This window comes from Stenotrophomonas muris, from assembly GCF_052751275.1.
In genome coordinates this window covers 3,067,669-3,084,065 of the sequence record NZ_CP199879.1, presented here as the reverse complement: position 1 = coordinate 3,084,065, position 16,397 = coordinate 3,067,669, and the positions used below count along the sequence as shown (strand labels likewise).

11 protein-coding genes and 1 pseudogene are annotated in these 16,397 nt (G+C 68.5%); 9 read left to right on the top strand and 3 right to left on the bottom strand.

The features are described 5' to 3' along the window. Positions 1–70 precede the first annotated feature (70 nt). The 4 genes and pseudogenes from wecB to ACUVWL_RS14440 all read left to right on the top strand — a co-directional run bounded on the left by wecB (position 71) and on the right by ACUVWL_RS14440 (position 8,437). Positions 71–1,254: pseudogene (gene wecB, locus ACUVWL_RS14455) on the top strand (non-hydrolyzing UDP-N-acetylglucosamine 2-epimerase). Continuing rightward, complete coding sequence (locus ACUVWL_RS14450; protein ID WP_227864474.1) at positions 1,251–3,452, top strand: cellulose biosynthesis cyclic di-GMP-binding regulatory protein BcsB; 2,202 nt, start codon at positions 1,251–1,253, stop codon at positions 3,450–3,452. The pseudogene wecB and the gene ACUVWL_RS14450 overlap by 4 nt, the downstream one beginning before the upstream one ends. 6 nt (positions 3,453–3,458) lie before the next feature. Next, the gene (locus ACUVWL_RS14445; RefSeq protein ID WP_197606345.1) at positions 3,459–5,606 is read left to right on the top strand and encodes a glycosyl transferase family protein; all 2,148 of its coding nucleotides are present in this window, start codon (positions 3,459–3,461) and stop codon (positions 5,604–5,606) included. Next, complete coding sequence (locus ACUVWL_RS14440; protein WP_445978487.1) at positions 5,603–8,437, top strand: NfrA family protein; 2,835 nt, start codon at positions 5,603–5,605, stop codon at positions 8,435–8,437. Before ACUVWL_RS14445 ends, ACUVWL_RS14440 begins: the two co-directional genes overlap by 4 nt. Here the strand turns inward: ACUVWL_RS14440 and ACUVWL_RS14435 are convergent. From ACUVWL_RS14435 to ettA, 3 genes are all read right to left on the bottom strand, one after another. Next, the gene (locus tag ACUVWL_RS14435; RefSeq protein ID WP_230548470.1) at positions 8,431–9,435 is read right to left on the bottom strand and encodes a DUF4434 domain-containing protein; all 1,005 of its coding nucleotides are present in this window, start codon (positions 9,433–9,435) and stop codon (positions 8,431–8,433) included. The two genes, ACUVWL_RS14440 and ACUVWL_RS14435, sit on opposite strands and share 7 nt — an antisense overlap. 139 nt (positions 9,436–9,574) lie before the next feature. Next, positions 9,575–10,891 (bottom strand): NCS2 family permease, encoded by a 1,317-nt coding sequence (locus ACUVWL_RS14430; RefSeq protein WP_032962452.1) that lies wholly within the window; start codon positions 10,889–10,891, stop codon positions 9,575–9,577. Positions 10,892–10,983: 92 nt separating this feature from the next. Next, positions 10,984–12,648, bottom strand: coding sequence for an energy-dependent translational throttle protein EttA (gene ettA / locus ACUVWL_RS14425; RefSeq protein WP_005415249.1), 1,665 nt, complete (start codon positions 12,646–12,648; stop codon positions 10,984–10,986). Positions 12,649–12,902: 254 nt separating this feature from the next. Here ettA and ACUVWL_RS14420 point away from each other — a divergent pair, with 254 nt between their 5' ends. The 5 genes from ACUVWL_RS14420 (at position 12,903) to ACUVWL_RS14400 (ending at position 16,316) form a co-directional block, all read left to right on the top strand. Then, complete coding sequence (locus ACUVWL_RS14420; protein ID WP_049408719.1) at positions 12,903–13,373, top strand: RcnB family protein; 471 nt, start codon at positions 12,903–12,905, stop codon at positions 13,371–13,373. A gap of 188 nt (positions 13,374–13,561) precedes the next feature. Further along, on the top strand, positions 13,562–14,815 hold the full coding sequence (gene glyA, locus ACUVWL_RS14415) for a serine hydroxymethyltransferase (protein WP_014645914.1): 1,254 nt from the start codon (positions 13,562–13,564) through the stop codon (positions 14,813–14,815). 124 nt (positions 14,816–14,939) lie between these two features. Then, a complete protein-coding gene (locus tag ACUVWL_RS14410) occupies positions 14,940–15,413 on the top strand; it encodes a hypothetical protein (RefSeq protein WP_069118004.1) in 474 nt (157 codons plus the stop codon). A gap of 6 nt (positions 15,414–15,419) precedes the next feature. Beyond that, positions 15,420–15,839, top strand: a complete 420-nt coding sequence (locus ACUVWL_RS14405) for a hypothetical protein (RefSeq protein WP_445392153.1) — start codon at positions 15,420–15,422, stop codon at positions 15,837–15,839. A 27-nt stretch (positions 15,840–15,866) separates the two neighbouring features. Continuing rightward, positions 15,867–16,316 carry a hypothetical protein gene (locus ACUVWL_RS14400; RefSeq protein WP_032962449.1) on the top strand — a complete coding sequence of 150 codons (450 nt, stop codon included), beginning with the start codon at positions 15,867–15,869 and terminating at the stop codon, positions 16,314–16,316. The last annotated feature ends 81 nt before the right edge of the window (positions 16,317–16,397 follow it).

The following is a 16,397-nucleotide window of genomic DNA, read 5'->3' as shown; positions in this document are numbered from 1 at the left end:
AACGCCGAAAGGATCCAGACGTGGCTACTGCTGCTTGCCCCCTTCCGCGCCGGCTTTCGGGAGCGCTCCGGTGAAGGTCCTGTCGGTGTTCGGCACGCGACCGGAAGCCATCAAGATGGGGCCGCTGGTGCGCGCCCTGGCACACGCTGCGGATATCGAATCGGTGGTCTGCATCACCGGGCAGCACCGGGCGATGCTCGACCAGGTGATGGCGCTGTTCGAGATCACCGCCGACCATGACCTCGATGTCATGGTGCCCAACCAGACCCTCAATGGCCTGTGTTCCAGGCTGTTCGAACGGCTTGACGCGCTCTACACGCAGGTCCGCCCCGACTACGTGCTGGTGCATGGCGATACCACCACGGCGATGACCGCGGCCCTGGCCGCGTTCCATCACCGCATCCCGATCGGCCATGTCGAGGCCGGCCTGCGCACCGGCGACATCCACCGGCCGTGGCCGGAGGAGATGAACCGGCGGGTGATCGATGTGGTCGGCCATCAGTTGTATGCACCCACTCCCGGCTCGCGCGCCAACCTGGCCCGTGAGCACCTGGGCGGGCAGATCCTGGTCACCGGCAACACCGTCATCGATGCCCTGCAGCAGACCGTGCAGCGGCTGGATGCCGATCCGGCACTGCGTGCGCAGGCCGACGAACCCTTCCATATGCTCGACCCCGGCCGCCGGCTGCTGCTGGTCACCGGCCATCGCCGCGAGAGTTTCGGCCAGGGCTTCGAGGACATCTGCCGTGCGCTGGCCGAGCTGGCACGGCGGCCGGACCTGCAGGTGCTGTACCCGGTGCACCTCAACCCGAACGTGCAGGGCCCGGTCAATGCCCACCTCGGCAACCTCGACAACGTGCACCTGGTGCCGCCGCAGGATTACCTGCGCTTCGTGCGCCTGATGCAGCGCGCCGACGTCATCCTCACCGACTCCGGTGGCGTGCAGGAAGAAGCCCCGGCGCTGGCCAAACCGGTGCTGGTGATGCGCGATGTCACCGAACGGCCGGAGGCGGTCGAAGCCGGTGTGGTCACGCTGGTCGGCACCACGCCCTCGCGCATCGTCGATGCGGTCAACGCGGTGTTGGCACGCCCGCCGCAGCCGGCCCGCTTCGACCCCGATGCCAGCCCGTACGGGGATGGCCGCGCCAGCGCCCGCATCGTCGCCGCCCTGCGCGGTGCGCCCCTTCCCGAATTCTCGCCCGGCGTCCGCAGCAGCGGCGCCGTCCACCCCATCCACGCGAAGTGACGCCATGACCCAGACCGGCCGCTCTTCCCTGTTTGCATCCGCCGCTGCGTTCGTCCTGTCGGGCGTGGTTGGCAGTGCCCATGCCGCCGACAGCGTCGCCGGCCAGTTCACCGAATGGAGCAGCGACAGCACGGTGAACCGGCAGATGACCCTGCGCGAACTCGGTTTCCGCCAGCCACTGGTGCTGAGCGGGCAGGAGAGCCAGCGCGAGGTCTACCTGCCGGTGCCGGCCGGTGTGGCCACCCGCGACGCGCAGCTGCAGCTGGATGGGCGCTATGTGCGCGGCCACGCCGGGCGCACCTCGGGCCTGTGGTCGGTCGATGGCGACCCGATCGCGGCGCGTTCGATCACCGATGCCCAAGGCGATGCCAGCCAGCTGCTGGCCATCGATGGCGAACCCCGCCAGAGCGGCTTCGTACGGGTCGGCGTCGGCTGGTGGTCGATCGTGTCCGATTACCAGTGCGCCGACCAGAGCGCGCCGGCCAATGTGCTGCGGCTGTCGCCGGACTCGCGTTTCAGCTACCGCTTCGACGGCCGCGCCGTGGATACCGTGGCCAAGGCGTGGGGGGCGCTGCCACCGCGGGTGCGCCTGCTGGTGGATGGCAAGGCGCTGCAGGCACCGGCCTACGATGCGGCCTGGCGCATCGGTACCGCGTTGCAGGCCGGGGGCAAACAGGTGCAGGTGGTGGCCCTGCCCAAGGTCGGGGACAGCGTTGACCTGGCCGGTATCAGCATCCCGGCCAGCCTGCAGGGCGTGCCGGCCTACGCCGCGCTGGCCACGGGTGAGCGCGCGCATGCGATCAGGGATCTGGCCGAAGTCGGCGCGCTGCTGTCATTGCGCGACAGCGGGCCGTTGGCCGCCGATGTGATGATCGGCAGCGATGCACTGCGCGCCGGCGTGCGTGCGGCGCTGGATGCGCTGGCCGTACAGGTCGGCGCGGCGGGGGCCGATGCGGGCACCGCGTTCGCCGCGTGGCGCGGCACCGGCATGGGCGGCCTGGAAAAGCCCGCCGCCAACGCGTCGGTCAGCGTGGTGGCCGTGGCCGGGCGTCCGACGCTGGTGGTCGACCCGGCGGCGGCGGGTAACGTCGCCGGGCTGCTCGCCGAGCAGTGGCGCAGCTATGCACTGGGCCGCAGCCTGCAGGTCAGCGCAGCGGGCACGCCCAGACTGGATGGTGACCAGGTACTGCTGAGCCGGCTCGGCAACATCGCCGGCACCATGGATGTGGTGACCCGCGCCGACCGCAGCGCCAGCTTCGACCTCGGCGCACTGTCGGCCGATGGCCGCCTGCCCGAGCAGGTGGTGATCGATGTCTCGGCGGCCCCCAACGCGGCCGGGCAGGGCGCGGTCGCCACGATCTACCTCAACGATTACCTGCTGGGTGGCAAGGTGCTGTCGGCCAACGGCCAGCCGCAACGGCTGGTGGCCAAGGTGCCGGCCTACGCGCTGTCGGCACGCAACGAGATCCGTGTCAGCTTCCTGCGCCAGCCGGCGCGTCCCTACTGCCACGATCCGGCCACGGGCTATCCGGTCTCGATCCTGCCCAGCAGCCACCTGACCTTGGCCAAGCGTTCGCTGGGCAGTGACTTCGTGGGTGCCAGCAGCCAGCTGTCGCGCGGCAACCAGGTGTTCGTGCCCGGCACCTGGCTGCAGGATGCGCCGGCCTCGCTGGGCAAGGTCATCGCGGTGACCAGCGCAGTGGGCGCATCGCCGGAGGCATCGGAACTGAAGGTGGTCGAAGCCGGTGCCGTGGTCAGCCCGGGCGCGCCGTGGCTGGCGTTCGGCGTGGCGCCATCCGGTGTCGATGTGGCCGGCCTGAAGGATGGCCACCTGCTGATCGGCGGCAAGCCGCAACCGCTGTTGGATGTGAGCGGGCTGGATCGTGCCGCGGTGGTGCAGGTGGGGTCGTCCGGTGGCCAGCTGGGCGTTGTTTACAGCGACCTCGGTGCGCAGTCACCGCCGTTCGGCGCCCCATTCCGTTTGCTGCGGGGCGATCTCGCCGTGCTCGACGGCAGTGATGCCGTGCGCGAATTCGACCGCCACGATCCCTACGGCACGCGTATCGCGCAGGACGGCAACCCGCAATCGAAGTGGGAACGGCACATGGTCTGGCTGCTGCTGCTGGTCGGCGTGATCGTGTTCGCGCTGCTGGCCGCCCGCGTCACCCAGGTGCGTCGCCGCAAGTCCGCCAACACAGGGCACTGATCCACCGTGGACGGTCTGTTCTGGAACATCCAGCTGGCCAACTACTACGCCGCCCTGGAAACCACGGCGGCTGCGGTGGCCGTGCTGATCCTGATCTCCAGCCTCGATGACCTGTTCATCGATGTCTGGTACTGGGTACGCGAGAGCTGGCGCGCGCTCACGATCAAGCGCCGCGATGCCTACCGGCCGCTGACCCAGGACGACCTGCTGCAGCGCCCGCAGCAGCCGCTGGCGATCATGGTGCCGGCGTGGATGGAGTACGACGTCATCGCGCAGATGGTGGAGAACATGATCAACGTGCTCGATTACCGCGAGTACGTCGTGTTCGTCGGCACCTATCCCAACGACCAGCAGACCATCGATGAGGTCGAGCGCATGCGTCGCCGCTACAAGCGCCTGCGCCGCGTGGAAGTGCCGCACGACGGGCCGACCAGCAAGGCCGACTGCCTGAACTGGCTGATCCTGGCGATCTTCGACTACGAGAAGCGCCACGACATCGAGTTCGCCGGGGTGATCCTGCACGACAGCGAGGACGTGCTGCATCCGATGGAACTGCGCTTCTACAACTACCTGCTGCCGCGCAAGGACATGATCCAGCTGCCGGTCACCTCGCTGGACCGCGAGTGGTATGAGCTGGTTGCCGGTGTCTACATGGACGAATTCGCCGAATGGCACGCCAAGGATCTGGTCGTGCGTGAAAGTGTTTCCGGCATGGTGCCATCGGCGGGCGTCGGTACCTGCTTCTCGCGGCGCGCGCTGCTGGCGCTGAGCGCGCAGACCGGCAACCAGCCCTTCAACACCGACAGCCTCACCGAGGACTATGACGTCGGTGCGCGGCTGGCGGCGATGGGCATGCAGTCGATCTTCGCCCGCTTCCCGGTGCAGTTCCGCGTGCGTCGCCCGTCCTGGTTCGGCTGGGGGCCGGTGCGCGAGCGCACCCAGCAGATGGCGCTGTGCGTGCGCGAGTACTTCCCCGACAACTTCCGTGCCTCGTACCGGCAGAAGGCGCGCTGGGTGCTGGGCATCGGCCTGCAGAGCTGGGAGTCGCTGGGCTGGCGTGGCTCGCTGGCCACCAAGTACCTGCTGGCGCGCGACCGCAAGGGCATCATCACCTCGTTCGTCAGCATCATTGCCTACCTCATCTTCCTGCAGCTGCTGCTGTTCTGGCTGCTGAAGATGTCCGGGGTGTGGACGATGCAGTTCCCCAGCGTGTTCCAGGCCGGTACCTGGCAGATGAACGTCGCGCTGCTGACCACCGCAGCGCTGGCCACCCGCGTCGTGCAGCGCTTCTACTTCGTCAACCGGCTGTACGGCTGGGAGCATGCCTTGATGTCGATCCCGCGGATGGTGGTCGGCAACATGATCAATTTCATGGCCACCGCCCGTGCGTGGAAGGTGTTCCTGGCTTACCTGCTGTTCGGCAAGCGCATGGTCTGGGACAAGACCATGCACGACTTCCCGGATGCGGCGCAGCTGGTGCAGACGCGCAAGCAGCTCGGCGAGCTGTTGACCACCTGGCAGGCGGTGGAGCCGGAGCGCCTGCAGCAGGCGCTGGACCAGCAGCATGCCGGCCGGCAGCAGCCACTGGGCCGCATCCTGCTCACCCAGGGGTGGCTGGATGATGAAACGCTGGCCGAGGCGATCGCCTTCCAGGGCGACCTGCCTCGTGCGGTGATCGACGTGGACTACCTGCGCGCCTGCCACTTCCCGGTCAGTGCCGATGCCTGCGTGCAATGGCGCATGTTGCCGCTGCCACCGCGCCAGCAGGGCACCCTGCGGCTGGCCGTGGCCAGCCCATTGCCCGAAGAAGCGTTGGCGCTGCTGAAGCAGGAAACCCGCAGCGAGCACATCGAACAGAGCATTGCCCGCGAAAGCGAAATCAACGCAGGCCTGCGCCTGATCGGCGGCGACCGGCACTGGCAGCTGGACAACGTGCCCCTGCTGGGCGACCTGCTGGTGGAGATGCGCCTGATCGACCACGCGCGCTTCGAGATCGCATTGGACGCGTACAAGCCGCAGCGCGACGGCCGCATCGGCGATTACCTGGTCAAGCAGGGCATCACCACCGAAGACGCCGTGGCCCAGGCCATGCAGGAACAGCGCCGGCGTGCGGCCGCGCTGCAGTCGCCGCCTCCCGGAGCCTTGCCGGCATGAAGACCACGCTGCTGTCCTCCGTCATTGCCGTGGCACTGGCCACGGCGGCCGCGCCGGTGCTGGCCCAGGCCGATGCAGCACTGCCGTTGTCCGGTGCGGCCTACCGCGTCGCCGAGCAGGCGTTTGCCGCCTATGAGCGCGGTGACTACCCGGCGGCTTACCAGCAGTCCACCGAAGCGATCCGGCTGCGCCCGGACGTGGTGCGGCTGCGCCTGTTGCAGATCTATGCGCTGCAGAAACTGGGGCGGGGTGCCGAGGCCCAGCAGCAGGCACGTCGTGCACTGGATGCGGGGTTGAAGGATCCGGCGTTGCCGGCGCTGGCCGCTGCCACCGCTGCGCGCAGCACGCCTCCGGATGCCAGGAGCGGGCGCGCACCCTCCCCACCGCGCGTGGCTGGCAGCGGCGCAGACCGCGCCAGGCAGCAGGCCTACGCGCTGGCCACCGAGGCCTACGCCGCTTATGACGCCGGGCGGATGGGAGAGGCAGCCAGCAAGGCCGAGCAGGCTTTCCGGCAGCAGCCAACGCAGGGCGCCTGGGCGATGCTGTGGGTGGCCGCGCTGGAGGCACAGCAGCAGCCCGAACAGGCCGACGCCGCCATTGCCACCGCGCTGCAGCTGGGCGCGCCGAATGTCGAGGCATTGCGCGCACGGCGCGTGGCGCTGGATCGACAGCGCGCGCTGCTGCAGGCCCAGCAGGCGTACCGGTCGCTGTCCACGCAGGATGATGCCGCGGCCGTTGCGCAGGCACGTGCCGCTGTCGAGCTGGCACCGGAGGTGGCGACGTACCGGTTGCTGCTGATTACCGCGCAGCTGCAGCAGGGGCAGCTGGCCGACGCCGAGCGCAGTGCCGACCAGGCGTTGCAGGCCGACGGCCAGGATCTCAATGCGCGGGTGATGCGCGGCTACCTGCGCCAGCGCCAGGGCAACAGCCTGCTCGCCAACGAGGACTTCGACGCCGCGCTCGCCATGCCGGGCTCAACGACGCAGCAGCGCAACGTGCGCCTGCTGGCGGTGGATGCGGCCCTGGCCGCTGGGGATCGCGCACGTGCGGCTGCACTGCTGGCGCCGCTGCGCGCGGCATTGCCAGCAGATGCCAGCGATGCACGCGCGCAGCAGCTGCTGCAGCAGGGCATCGAGCAGCGCGCCAAGGCGGTCCGTTCCAGTCGCGAGCGTCCGCGTTTGAGCGCGCAGACCTATCCGGCGCCGTTCCAGCACTGCCAGTCTGGCGACAGCGGCAACCGTTGCGAGTTGATGCCGGCCGACCTGCAGGGCGACGGTGGTGCCGCACAGCGTGCCTACGCGGCCTACGCGCGCCGGGACTATGCCGAGGCCATCGGTGAGGCGCGGCAGGCCGTGCAGCTCGCACCGGACGACGCGAGCCTGCACGGCCTGCTGACCACCACGCTGGCGGCAGGCAACCGCAGCCAGCAGGACGAAGCACGGCAGCGCCTGGATGCGGCGCTGGCACAGCGCCCTGACGATGCGGAGGCGCTGATGCAGCGCGGCTACCTCAACCAGAAGGCGCACGAGCCGGCGCGCGCACTGGCCGACTTCCGTGCCGCCGAGGCCACCGGCAGGGCACCAAAGGGCGTGGTGCTTGACCAGGCCTACGCCAGCGCGGCCAACGGCGATCACCCGCAGGCGGTGACCCTGCTGCGGACGGCCATTGATCGTGCCGATGCCGGTGAGCTGCCACTGGATGCGCACCAGCGCCACAACGTGCGCAATGCCATCGCCAACTATTCGCGCGAGTGGGGCGTGATCGCCTCGGCCGGCTTCCGTGGCGCGCGCCAGGCGGCGACCAATGTCGGCGGCGCGGCGATCAGTACGCCGGGTGATTCGGTGTTCAGCACGCTTGAAGCGTTCTGGCGCCCGCCGGCTTTCAATGACCAGCACGGCACGCTGGAGCTTTACGCGCGGCTGCTCAACACCCTGTACGACGAGGGTGGCACCTACGAGTCGATCCGCGCCGTGGACCCGTGCACCGGCGAATCGACGCCCGATGCACGCGCGCGCGCCGAACGGCTCAGCCGCTCGCGTTCCACCACCGGCTGGCCGTCCACCATAGCCTCGTTCGGCCTGCGCTACGCCTTCGGCCAGACCGGCCTGAGCGCCGGCATCGAGCGTCGCCAGTTCCTCGGCAGCGCCACCCGCACGGGCGATGTCTACCCCGCTTCGGCGGCCGTGCAATGCAGCCTGCAGCTGGCCCGCAACCCGCCACTGGAAGCCAGCACACTGGCCCGCTACCGCCTGGCCAGCGGTTCCGGTGGCTGGATGTCCTACCTGACCTACGGCTATTACCACGGCACCGACCTGCGCACCGACGTGAATCAGTGGTGGATGGTCAGTGGCTACGCGCAGGGCGGTTACACGTGGGATGACAACAGCGCGCATTTCACCCTCGACGCACTCGATGCCAATGGCACGCCGGTGCGCCGGGTGGGCGATGCCAACGGGCGCCTGCATCGCGAACAGTGGTTCGCTGCCGGTGAACTGCGTGCCGGCCGCAGCTTCCGCTTTGGTGCCGGGCAGACCCACTGGGTGGTCACGCCGTATGGGGTGGTGGGGGCGGACTGGCTGGACCAGCGCTCGCGCGTGCGCGACATCCGCTACCCGCTGTTCCCGGCGCAGTCGTTCGCACTCAACGATACGCGGCGTAGCTGGTCACTCGGCGCAGGGCCGGGCGTGGGCGTGCGCTACTGGTTCCGCGAAGACCACTACAACACGCCGCGTTCCTACCTGGACCTGACCGTGCAGTACCGCTTCGCGATCGGCGGCGGTGATACGCAGCGCGCCAAGGGCCTGTTCGCCACCGCCATCCTCTCCTACTGAGGCAGGCCCCAACGTCGTCGCAGCGCCGCGGCCTGCGGCGTGTCCTGGGTCAGCCACGGCTCCAGTGCATAGACCAGCACGTGCTGCGCACCGCTGTCGTGCGCCCACGCCAGCTGCCGCTGGATGCGCGCGGCATCTGCGGTTTCGCCCTTGAACGCGCTGCCGTCGGCGGGGCTGCCGGGCAGTTCGCGGAACAGTTCGACGATCGCATCGAACCCGATGCCCTGTGCCCGGAAATGGCCGAGCAGCGGTTGCAGCTGCTGCACGTTGCCGGCGCCGGCCACCCCCACGCCGTCCTGCACCATCGGCCGCAGCGCGGCCCGTGCCAGCACCGCCTGCCACAGCGCGACCAGGTCGCCGTCGGTCTGCAGGCGGCTGAAGTAGCAGGAGATCGCACAGTCACCGCCGCGCGCGCTGGCGGCCTGCGCCAGCCCGTGCAGCCACTGCGCCAGCCATTGCTGGCGGGCCGGATCGGCCCAGTGGAACTGCTCCAGTTCGTAGGGCAGGTACCAGCCGCCGAAGGCGGGCTGCTGCGCCCACGGCGCCTGTGCCAACCAGCTGCGCGCGTGCGCCAGGCTGTCGGCCAGGAACGCCTGCAGCGTGGCGTCGTCGGCGCCGATGGCCTGCCACCAGCGTTGCTGGAAGGGCAGGCCAACGCGGATGCGGATGTCGTTCTCGCTGGCCGCGGTGAACAGCTGCTGCAGGTTGCTGTCCGGCAGCGACCAGTCGCCATCGCTGCCACCGACGATGCCGGTCCACTGCAGCACCAGCTGCCGGCAGCCCAGCGCGTGGGCAAGCTTCAACGAACGTTGCCAGTCGGCCGGGCCCCACTGCAGATGGCTGCGCCAGGGCTGCAGGAAGGTGCCATCCACCTGCACCGGCAGCGAACAGCCGGGCAGGGTGGCGAGCGTAGCGGCCAACGGCGCCAGCACTGCCGCGCGCAGCAACCGGCGGCGCAACGGCGAAGACGGATCCGTGGGAAGGTCGGGCCGAACCATGCCCGCATCATCCCAGAGCACCGTGGGTGGGAGGTGAACCCCGCGCCGGGTGGTGCCGGCCGCTGGCCGGCATCGTGCCCCGGGTGGCAGGTGAATCACCATCCGGTAGTGCCGGCCGCTGGCCGGCATCGCGCCCCGATTATTCCAACGCGTAGCGCAGCGCGAACAGCACCGCCACCAGCCACACCGCCGGATGCACTTCGCGCCAGCGGCCGGTGCCGGCCTTCAGCGCCGCATACGCGATGAAGCCAAACGCCAGGCCATTAGCGATGGAGTAGGTGAACGGCATCGCCAGGGCACACAGTGCGGCCGGCACCGATTCGGTCAGGTCGCTCCAGTCCACGTCCACCAGCTCGCGCAGCATCAGGCCGGCCACGAACAGCAGCGCCGGTGCGGTGGCATAGCCGGGCACCATCGCCGCCAGCGGCGAGAACAGCAGTGCGGCCAGGAACAGTGCCGACACCACCAGTGCAGTCAGGCCGGTGCGGCCGCCCACCTGCACGCCCGAGGCGCTTTCAGCGAACGCGGTAGTGCTGCTGGTGCCCAGCAGCGAACCGGCCACGATCGCCGTGCTGTCGGCCAGCAGGGCGCGGCCGAAACGCTTCTGCGCGCCCGGCAGCTTCAGCAGTCCGGCGCGACCGACCACGCCATACAGGGTGCCGGTGGCATCGAACACTTCCACCAGCACGAACACCAGCACCACCTGCAGCAACACGGCGATCGGCGCGCCACCGTTGTGGTGCAGCAGGCCCGGCAGGTCCAGCTGCAGGAAGGTCGGCGCCAGGCTCGGCGGCAGCGAGACCAGGCCCTGGTATTGCACGTCGCCCAATGCCCAGCCCGCGCCGGTCACCGCCAGGATCCCGATCAGGATCGCGCCACGGATACGGCGCGCTTCCAGCACCGCGATCAGCAGGAAGCCGGCCAGTGCCAGCAGCGGCGGCGCCGTATTCAACGGGCCCAGCGCTACCAGCGTGTCTTCATTGCCGACGATCACGCCGGACTTCTGCAGCGCGATGATCGCCAGGAACAGGCCGATGCCGGCCACGATCGCCGAGCGCAGCGACGAAGGAATGCCCGACACCAGCCACGCCCGCACACCGGTCAGCGACAGCACCAGGAACACCAGGCCGGAGATGAATACCGCGCCCAGTGCCTGCTGCCACGGCAGGCCGGCGGCACCGACCACGGTGAAGGCGAAGAACGCGTTCAGGCCCATGCCCGGTGCCATGCCGACCGGGAAGTTGGCCGCCAGCGCCATCACCGCCGAACCCAGCGCAGCGGCCAGGCAGGTGGCCACGAACACCGCACCCGCATCCATGCCGGTGGTGCCGAGGATTTCCGGGTTGACGAAGACGATGTAGGACATCGTCAGGAAGGTGGTGACACCGGCCAGCAGCTCGGTGCGCACGGTGGTGCCGTGCTGCTGCAGCTGGAACAGGCGTTCGAACAGGGACATGGGGCGTCTCGCAACAATAAGGTGTCACGACCAACGGTCGTGACCTACCCGAATGCAGAACGGCCGCGCAGAGCGCGGCCGTTCTTCCTTTCTTACTTCAGCGCCTTGAAGCGCAGGCGCTTCGGCGCGGCATCGTCGCCCATGCGACGCTTCTTGTCTTCCTCGTACTCGCGGTAGTTGCCCTGGAAGAACTCCACGTGCGAGTCGCCTTCGAAAGCGATGATGTGCGTGGCGATGCGGTCCAGGAACCAGCGGTCGTGCGAGATCACGAAGGTGTTGCCCGGGAACTCCAGCAGCGCGTCTTCCAGCGCACGCAGCGTTTCGATGTCCAGGTCGTTGGACGGTTCGTCGAGCAGCAGCACGTTGCCGCCCTGCAGCAGGGTCTTGGCCATGTGCAGGCGGCCACGCTCACCACCGGACAGCGAGCCGACCATCTTCTGCTGGTCCTGGCCCTTGAAGTTGAAGCGGCCGATGTAGGCGCGCGACTGGATCTCGATGCCGTTGATGTTGAGGATGTCCAGGCCACCGGCGATTTCCTGGAAGACGTTGTGGTTGCCTTCCAGCTTGTCGCGGCTCTGGTCCACGTAGGACAGCTGCACGGTCGGGCCGATCACGATCTCGCCCGAATCCGGCTTCTCCTGGCCGGTGATCATCTTGAACAGCGTCGACTTGCCGGCGCCGTTCGGGCCGATGATGCCGACGATCGCGCCCGGCGGAATCAGCATCGACAGGTTGTCGATCAGCAGGCGGTCGCCGAACTTCTTGGAGACGTTCTTGAACTCCATCACCATGTTGCCCAGGCGCTCGCCCGGCGGGATGAAGATTTCGTTGGTCTCGTTGCGCTTCTGGTAATCCTGTGACTGCAGCTCTTCCAGGCGGGCCAGACGGGCCTTGCCCTTGGAGCGGCCGCCCTTGGCGTTCTGGCGCGACCACTCCAGTTCCTTCTGGATCGCCTTCTGGCGGGCCTTTTCCTGGTTCTCTTCCTGCTTCAGGCGCTCATCCTTCTGCACCAGCCATTCGGTGTAGTTGCCCTTCCACGGAATGCCGCGGCCGCGGTCCAGTTCCAGGATCCACTCGGCGGCGTTGTCCAGGAAGTAGCGATCGTGGGTGACCGCCACCACGGTGCCGGTATAGCGCGCCAGGAACTGTTCCAGCCATTCCACCGACTCGGCGTCGAGGTGGTTGGTCGGTTCGTCGAGCAGCAGCATGTCCGGCTTCTGCAGCAGCAGGCGGCACAGTGCGACGCGGCGCTTTTCACCGCCGGACAGGTTGGCGATCTTGGCATCCCACGGCGGCAGGCGCAGCGCATCGGCAGCCACGTCCAGCTGGTTTTCCAGGGTATGCGCGTCGCCAGCGGCCAGGATCGCCTCCAGGCGCTCCTGTTCCTTGGCCAGCGCGTCGAAGTCGGCGCCTTCCTCGGCGTAGGCGGCGTACACCGCCTCCAGCGCGGCCTGGGCCTGCAGCACTTCGCCCACGCCTTCCTCGACCGACTCGCGCACGGTCTTGTTCGGGTCCAGTTCCGGTTCCTGCGCCAGGTAACCGACCTTGATGCCGGGCTGCGGGCGGGCTTCACCCTCGAAATCGGTGTCCACGCCGGCCATGATCTTCAGCACGGTGGACTTGCCGGCGCCGTTCAGGCCCAGCAGGCCGATCTTCGCGCCCGGGAAGAAGGACAGGGAAATGTCCTTGATGATCTGCCGCTTGGGCGGGACCACCTTGGACACGCGGTTCATGGTGTAGATGTATTGCGAGGACATGCGGTCTCCGTAGGCGCGGCCCTGCGCCCGACCCGTCACGGGAACATCCCGTTGCGGCAGCGGGCACAGACTGGAATGGAATACCGCCAATTATAGCCGGAACCGGTTCCGGCCCGCGCCCGGCCGGAGCCGCGCAGGCTGGCCGTGGCCTGAATACTCCGTCACAGTCCTGCAGCGGGAAGCGTTTCCAGCCGGAAACGGTTCAGATCGGTTGCGCAATATGGGCTCACCACCCACCCAAGCAGAGGTCTGACATGCGCATCAATCGAGTAATGGCCGGCGCCGTGGCCTCTGTGCTGGCGCTGGGCGCCGTGACCCCGGCCTTCGCCGACAACGACCATCGCCGCGACCACGACCGCCGCGAGTGGCGCGAGGATCGCCGTGAGTGGCGCCAGGACCGCCGCGACTGGGAGCGCGACCGCCGCGAGGCCCGGCGCGACTGGGAACGCGACCGCCGCGACTGGCACCGTGACCATGATCGCTACTACCGCCCGGCACCGCCGCGCGTGGTCTATCGCCCGGCCTATGGCCCGGGCTATGGCTGGAAGGTCGGCCACCGCTACCGCGACTACTACCGCGGCCCGGTCTACGTGGTGAACGACTACCCGCGCTACAACCTGCGCCGCCCGCCGTACGGCCATCAGTGGATTCGGGATGATCGCGGCAACATGCTGCTGGTGGCCATCGCCACCGGTGTGATCGCCCAGTACGTGCTCAGTCGCTGAGGATCGCGGCCGGGGTCGGATCCCATTCCAACGGAAAGGGCTCTGACCCCACAACTATCGATCGAAACCATACGGGGCCGGATTCCTTCGGGGATGCCGGCCCCGTCCGTTTCGGCCCCAGCGGGCCAGTGCGGAGCTACAATCGAGGGCTGAGCCGTACCCCTTTTCCCTGCCTGCTGGAGTACCCGATGTTCCCGCGTGACGTCCGCATCGAATCCTACGATCCCGAACTGGCCAAGGCCATCGCCGCTGAGACCCAGCGCCAGGAAGACCACGTCGAGCTGATCGCCAGCGAGAACTACACCAGCCCGGCGGTGATGGAAGCCCAGGGCAGCCAGCTGACCAACAAGTACGCCGAAGGCTACCCGGGCAAGCGCTACTACGGTGGCTGCGAATACGTGGACATCGCCGAGCAGCTGGCGATCGACCGCCTGAAGCAGCTGTTCGATGCGGACTATGCCAACGTGCAGCCGCACAGCGGTTCGCAGGCCAACCAGGCCGTGTACTTCGCCCTGCTGCAGCCGGGTGACACCATCCTCGGCATGAGCCTGGCCCACGGTGGCCACCTCACCCACGGCGCCAAGGTCAATGCCTCGGGCAAGCTGTTCAACGCCGTGCAGTACGGCGTCAACGACCAGGGCCTGATCGATTACGACGAAGTCGAGCGCCTGGCGCTGGAGCACAAGCCGAAGATGGTCGTGGCCGGCTTCTCGGCCTACTCGCAGGTGATCGACTGGGCGCGCTTCCGCGCCATCGCCGACAAGGTCGGCGCCTACCTGTTCGTCGACATGGCCCACGTCGCCGGCCTGGTCGCCGCAGGCGTCTACCCGAGCCCCCTGGAACACGCCCACGTGGTCACCTCGACCACCCACAAGACCCTGCGCGGCCCGCGCGGCGGCATCATCATCGCCAAGGGCGCCGACGAAGACCTGGTCAAGAAGCTGCAGTCGATCGTGTTCCCGGGCATCCAGGGCGGTCCGCTGATGCACGTCATCGCCGGCAAGGCCGTGGCCTTCAAGGAAGCGCTGGAGCCGGGCTTCAAGGCCTACCAGCAGCAGGTGGTGAAGAACGCCCAGGCGATGGCCAATACGCTGATCGCGCGTGGCTACAAGATCGTCTCCGGCGGCACCCAGAACCACCTGATGCTGGTGGACATGATCGGCAAGGACGTGTCCGGCAAGGACGCGGAAGCCGCGCTGGGCAAGGCCCACATCACCGTCAACAAGAACTCGGTGCCGAACGACCCGCGTTCGCCGTTCGTGACCTCGGGCCTGCGCCTGGGCACCCCGGCGGTGACCACCCGTGGCTACGTCGAACAGGACTGCGTGGATCTGGCCAACTGGATCGCCGACGTGCTCGACGCACCGAACGATGACGCGGTCATCGCCCGCGTGCGCGACGCCGTCAGCGCGCAGTGCCGCAAGTACCCGGTCTACGGCTGATCGGAGAGTGGGGGCAGAGCCCTTCCTGGCGGAAAGGGATCCGACCCCGCCTTCCGGATCGACGCAGGGGTCGGATCCCTTCCCGCAGGGAAGGGCTCTGACCCCGTCATCAGGAATCCCGCGCATGGATGAGCGCCGCCTCAAGTACCTGTACATCGCACTGGCGGTGCTGTTCGGCCTGCCCAGCCTGTTCTTCGGCGGTGCCGGCGCCTGCATCGCCGTGGTCATGGGCGTGATCGGGCTGGTCTCGCTGGACGCGGACAACCTGTGGTTTGCCGCCGGCATGCTCGCGTGGGGATCGTGCGCGATCGCCGGCCTCGTGGCCTGGGTCGCACTCAGCATCGTCTGGCTGCGCGATGGTTCACGCGGGCTGCACATGGCATCACGCCGCTGGTGGCTGCTGTTGGGCCTGGGCGTGCTGGCAGGCCTGCCCTTGCTGGCGATGGCGCTGTATTACTTCGCCGAGCTGGGTTCGTCCGTGCTCAGCGGGCTGTTCGCCGGGCCGTCCCTGTTGGTGCCCACCGGTACGTTGATCCTCCTGCGGCTGCGTGCTGACGCCCTGGGCGAGCCATCCGGCCCGGCGCGATCAGAGGAGTAGGCCCGCATGGATGAGCGCCACCTCAAGTACCTGTACACCGCGCTGGCGGTGCTGTTTGGCCTGCCCAGCCTGGTGATGGGCGGCGCGGCGGCGACGATGCTGCTGCTGATGGGGCTGGGCCAGTTCGGTCATGGCACGCTGGCCTCGGTGACGGTGATGCCGCTGTGGAGCCTGGCCGGCATTGCCGGTTGCCTGGCCTGGTTGTGGCTCAGCGCGGGTTTTCTGTTGCAGGGGCGTGCCGGGCTGCACGTGCACCGCCTCTGGTGGTGGATGCTGCTGGCGGGCGGTCTCGCCGCCTTGCCCCCGCTGGGGCTGGCGCTGTGGTGGGGCATCGCCGTGCATGCCGAAGGCATCGGCTTGTTGCTGCTGGGCCCGTCGATGCTGGTGCCGGCTGCGATGCTGGTGTGGATCAAACGCCGCGCATGACGTGGCCCATGGAAGGAAATCGAACGCATGGATGAGCGTCTGCACAAACGCTGGATGGCGATCGCCGGCCTGCTGGTGGGCCTGCCCACCGTGGCAGCAGGCGGCACGGGTGCCGTGCTGGGGCTTATGGTCGTATGGGACGGCAAGTACCTGACGGGCGACGAGCACACGTGGTTGCTGCTGTGGTCGTCGGCTGGAATCATCGGCCTGCTGTCGTGGTTGTGGCTGAGCGGCCTGTTCCTGTGGCGCGGTGTTGCCGGCCTGCGCCAATCACCGGTTGTCGCCTGGGTCGGCCTTGCGCTGGGGGTGCTGGCCGCGTTGGCCGTGGTCGCCGCCGCGTTGTACTTCACCTTCAAGCATGGGGAAATCTCGACCCTGGCCTTCCTTGGGTTCGGCCCGCCGCTGCTGGTGATGGCCGGGCACCTGGCGTGGCTGCGCTGGGCACGCGCGGCCCCGGTGCCGTCGGCACCTGGTTGAACGTCTGGTCCTGCTGACCCTCACTGGACGCTCTGGTTGGCCGAAATGCAGGTACTTCCGCGCAGACAGCATTTGCCGCTG

Excerpts from the sequence above, each read along its gene's own strand:
- ACUVWL_RS14450 (WP_227864474.1), top strand. The coding sequence starts at position 1,251 with ATGACCCAGACCGGCCGCTCTTCCCTGTTTGCATCCGCCGCTGCGTTC.
- glyA (WP_014645914.1), top strand. The coding sequence starts at position 13,562 with ATGTTCCCGCGTGACGTCCGCATCGAATCCTACGATCCCGAACTGGCC.
- ACUVWL_RS14410 (WP_069118004.1), top strand. The coding sequence starts at position 14,940 with ATGGATGAGCGCCGCCTCAAGTACCTGTACATCGCACTGGCGGTGCTG.
- ACUVWL_RS14400 (WP_032962449.1), top strand. The coding sequence starts at position 15,867 with ATGGATGAGCGTCTGCACAAACGCTGGATGGCGATCGCCGGCCTGCTG.
- ACUVWL_RS14430 (WP_032962452.1), bottom strand. The coding sequence starts at position 10,891 with ATGTCCCTGTTCGAACGCCTGTTCCAGCTGCAGCAGCACGGCACCACC.
- ACUVWL_RS14420 (WP_049408719.1), top strand. The coding sequence starts at position 12,903 with ATGCGCATCAATCGAGTAATGGCCGGCGCCGTGGCCTCTGTGCTGGCG.
- ACUVWL_RS14405 (WP_445392153.1), top strand. The coding sequence starts at position 15,420 with ATGGATGAGCGCCACCTCAAGTACCTGTACACCGCGCTGGCGGTGCTG.
- ACUVWL_RS14440 (WP_445978487.1), top strand. The coding sequence starts at position 5,603 with ATGAAGACCACGCTGCTGTCCTCCGTCATTGCCGTGGCACTGGCCACG.
- ettA (WP_005415249.1), bottom strand. The coding sequence starts at position 12,648 with ATGTCCTCGCAATACATCTACACCATGAACCGCGTGTCCAAGGTGGTC.
- ACUVWL_RS14435 (WP_230548470.1), bottom strand. The coding sequence starts at position 9,435 with ATGGTTCGGCCCGACCTTCCCACGGATCCGTCTTCGCCGTTGCGCCGC.